The sequence below is a fragment of the Mesorhizobium sp. B2-6-2 genome, assembly GCF_006440615.1.
Classification (GTDB): domain Bacteria; phylum Pseudomonadota; class Alphaproteobacteria; order Rhizobiales; family Rhizobiaceae; genus Mesorhizobium.
Map to the genome: position 1 here is coordinate 1 of NZ_VFUG01000041.1, position 3,231 is coordinate 3,231.

Here is a 3,231-nt window from a genome sequence, read left to right on the forward strand (position 1 = left end):
TAGCTTAGATGCTGTTCAGCAGTTGCAGAACGGCATCGGTGGGCCGGAAGCGCGCCCCGTAATTGCCCTCGATGCCCGCCTTTTCGATTCCGTTGCGCATCATCTCGACATCCGCGGCGGCATAGCGGTGGGTGGTGGCGACCTGTGCGTGCCCGAGCCAGGCTTGAATCGTCAAAAGATCCACGCCGGACTGGAGAAGCTTCATGGCGAGGGAGTGCCGGAAGATGTGTGGCGATATGGGCTTTTCGGCCAAGTCCGGCCTAATGGCCACTGCCTTGGCCGCCGCTCGTCGTACGATGTGGGTCGCCCCGAAGCGCGTCAGGCGCTCATTGTGGGCGCCGACAAAGATCGGTCGTGGTTCGAGGTTGGCGATTCCGCGTTCGCGCAACAAGGCCGCCAGCGCTCTCGCCAAATCCTGAGAAACGGGGATGACGCGATCTCTGCGCCCCTTACCGTGCAACAGCACCTGCGAACGCGGGCGTTCCAACTGAAGGTCGTCAGCATTGACACCAATGGCTTCGGAGACCCGCGCGCCGGTCCGCGCCAGGAACAGCAGAAACGCGCGGTCGCGCCGACCACGGGGCGTCCTCTGATCGGGCGCCGCAATGATTGCGTCCACTTCTGCGTTGGTGAGGTGGCGCGTCACCTCAATGTGCGCCCGTTTTGTGGGAATCGTCAGCACGCGTTGCGCGACACCAAAGGACGCCGGGTCGGCCGCTGCCACATGGTGGAAGAAAGATCGTATCGCAGCTAGTCGGGCATTGCGCGTGGCGACGGTGTTGTTCCGCTTCTCCTCGAGTTCGTCGAGAAAGGCGAGAACGAGGTCTCGATCGAGATCTTCGAGCACCAACGCCGCCGGCCTCTTCCGCAACCTGGCGGCGGCAAAGAGGATCAGCATGCGCAAGGCGTCGCGATAGCTCGCGACAGTCGCGGGAGTGGCGTTGCGCTGCTTGGTCAAGCGCCGGCGAAAGTAGGATTCCAGGAGCGGCGCCAGGAGAAGATGTTCGCTCATGCTGCACCTCCATCGAGGAAAGCGCGGTCCGCCGCAATGGCGAGAAGATCCGTCGAACCAGTGAGGTAGTAAGCGGTATCGCTGTAGCTGGCGTGGCCGAGATATGTGGCGAGCAACGGGAGCAGCGCCTGAACGTCTGCGCGCTGTTGGTGCCAGAAGCTGAGGCGGGTCACGGCGAACCGGTGCCTGAGATCGTGCGGCCTTAAGGGCTTACCGCCATCAAGGCCGGCGAGCTTGCGGACCTCGGCAAAACCGTTTTGCAGGCCGGTCGCTGAGAGGCGGTTGCCACGAGAGCTGAGGAAGAAGCCCTGGTCCTTGGGCGTGGGAAAAGCGGCGTCACGCTCACGGGCGTAATGGCGAAGGGCAGCCTGGGTCGTCGTGTGAACTGGAACGAGACGGTCCTTGCGGAACTTCGTCTTCCGAACCAGAAGAACCCCGCTGGTCAGATCGACGTCGGAACGATCAAGCCTGACCACTTCGCCAGATCGCAGTCCCGAGCTTGCTAACAATCCGATCAGCGTTGCCATCGTCCGCCCCCTGAGAGGGATGCCTGGCGAAATGCGCGCACATGCGTCGATGAGCGACGCCAACTCTGACTCGCTGAGGATCCGCGGCGGCGGAATCGCCCTGGATCTGGGAAAGACTCTACGCTCCAAGGTCTCCGTTTGGGCGTCATAGACGGCGAGATACTCGTAGAATCGGCGGAGCACGCCGTGACGAGTGGTGCGGCTGTTGGCGGCGCCGCCGAACGACAGGACGAAGTCCAGCGCCATCGTCCGGGTGGCGGGCGCATCGAACTGAGCGCGTTCAACGTAGCGGACGAAAGCCCGCAACGTGCCAGCTTGTTTGCTGAAAGAGTAGCCGAGCGAGTGGCGCAGTTCGATGTAACGCTCGGCCTTCTCGCCGAGGAATCGGGTAAACGCGGTCATGCCGCGCCTCCCGGAAAGGGGAGTGCGACCTCGGCGAGTTGCGAGGCCGCAACCTTCACGTACAGCGCCGTTGTGTTGATGCTCCGGTGGCCAAGAAGATCGGCGACCTCGTTGATTGGCCTTCGCTGCCTGACGAGCTGGGTGGCAAGGCTGTGGCGCAGGAGATGCGCACCTGCGACCCGCCCGAGTTCGACCCCGCCATGCCGCAACCGCTTCCGCACGATCCTCGAAACAGGCGACGCGCACTTGAACGGCCCCAGCGGCGGCGCGAAGGACAGGAACAGATACGGACTATCCACCTTCGGTCGAGCGCGCAGGATGTAATCGGCGAGTGCGGCGCCGGTCTCCTCGAGGAGTGGTACCACCCGATCACGCTTGCCCTTGGTGCGCCGGACAAAAACCTCGCCAGTACGCCAGTGGATATCCTTCAGCCGAATGGCGCGTAACTCGCCGTTGCGAATGCCGGTGGTGGCGAGCAGCAGCAAGACGGCTCGATCGCGGATGTCGACCGGCGTCGTTGCGCCGATCGCATCGATCGCCTGCCGAACGTCATCCCATGCAAGGCGCGGCGGCAAATGTGCCAAACGCCAAGAGGGCGTCCTTGGGACAACGCGGGCGAGATCTTGGCGATGGTGGCCAGCCCAATACAAAAACCGAAGAAATGTTCGGATGTGAGAAGTCGCTGCCGTGCGGCTGCTGGAGGTCGCCGATAGTGACAGCCGATGCTCGACAGCAGCGAGGACGTGCTCAGCCGCCAACGCCTCGAGGTCCTGGCCGGGATGGTGATGGCGGAACCAATCCAAAAAGCGGCGACCGCCCAGAAGAACGCCTTCGCGGGTCTTCGGCTCCAGGCCCCGCACCCTGCGCAGATAGTCCGAAAAGGAGGCCAGAAGCGGATTATCCGGGTCAGCATCTACACTGGGAACGGAAGCAATGAATCGCTCCGGAGCCACTCGCAGTGCGTGTCCCAGCGCCGACACTGCTCCAATGCGTGGAGAATCCGTCGTAAACGTGGACAAATAGCTATCGACGACATCCTGATGGATCGGCATCGGACCACAGCGCGTCGCGGCAAACTGGCTAAAGCGCGCAATCCGGCTCAGGTAAATCTTGGCGGACGCTCGCTTATAACCAAGCGTGAAAAAATGCTCCGCGAGGCGATCCATCTCGCCGCCGAGCGCACCGCTACGCAGGCGCTTGAGTACCCCACGATACGAAAAATAGAAGTCGAGCATATTGCCCCTCCAGCATTGCGGCGCAGGGGGATCCCGCGTCCGTCAGAGAGGCATG

Annotated in this window: 3 protein-coding genes; all 3 read right to left on the reverse strand. The window is 62.8% G+C overall.

Translation table 11 applies throughout. The features are described from left to right. Positions 1-4: 4 nt before the first annotated feature. Genes FJ419_RS30535 through FJ419_RS30545 form a run of 3 tightly spaced genes read right to left on the reverse strand, consistent with a single transcriptional unit; the run spans position 5 to position 3,176 of the window. Complete coding sequence (locus FJ419_RS30535) at positions 5-1,012, reverse strand: tyrosine-type recombinase/integrase (protein ID WP_064995508.1); 1,008 nt, start codon at positions 1,010-1,012, stop codon at positions 5-7. After that, complete coding sequence (locus tag FJ419_RS30540; RefSeq protein WP_064995509.1) at positions 1,009-1,941, reverse strand: tyrosine-type recombinase/integrase; 933 nt, start codon at positions 1,939-1,941, stop codon at positions 1,009-1,011. The genes FJ419_RS30535 and FJ419_RS30540 overlap by 4 nt, the downstream gene beginning before the upstream one ends. After that, the gene (locus tag FJ419_RS30545) at positions 1,938-3,176 is read right to left on the reverse strand and encodes a site-specific integrase (protein ID WP_084016273.1); all 1,239 of its coding nucleotides are present in this window, start codon (positions 3,174-3,176) and stop codon (positions 1,938-1,940) included. The genes FJ419_RS30540 and FJ419_RS30545 overlap by 4 nt, the downstream gene beginning before the upstream one ends. Between the last annotated feature and the right edge of the window lie 55 nt (positions 3,177-3,231).

Excerpts from the sequence above, each read along its gene's own strand:
- FJ419_RS30535 (WP_064995508.1), bottom strand. The coding sequence starts at position 1,012 with ATGAGCGAACATCTTCTCCTGGCGCCGCTCCTGGAATCCTACTTTCGC.
- FJ419_RS30540 (WP_064995509.1), bottom strand. The coding sequence starts at position 1,941 with ATGACCGCGTTTACCCGATTCCTCGGCGAGAAGGCCGAGCGTTACATC.
- FJ419_RS30545 (WP_084016273.1), bottom strand. The coding sequence starts at position 3,176 with ATGCTCGACTTCTATTTTTCGTATCGTGGGGTACTCAAGCGCCTGCGT.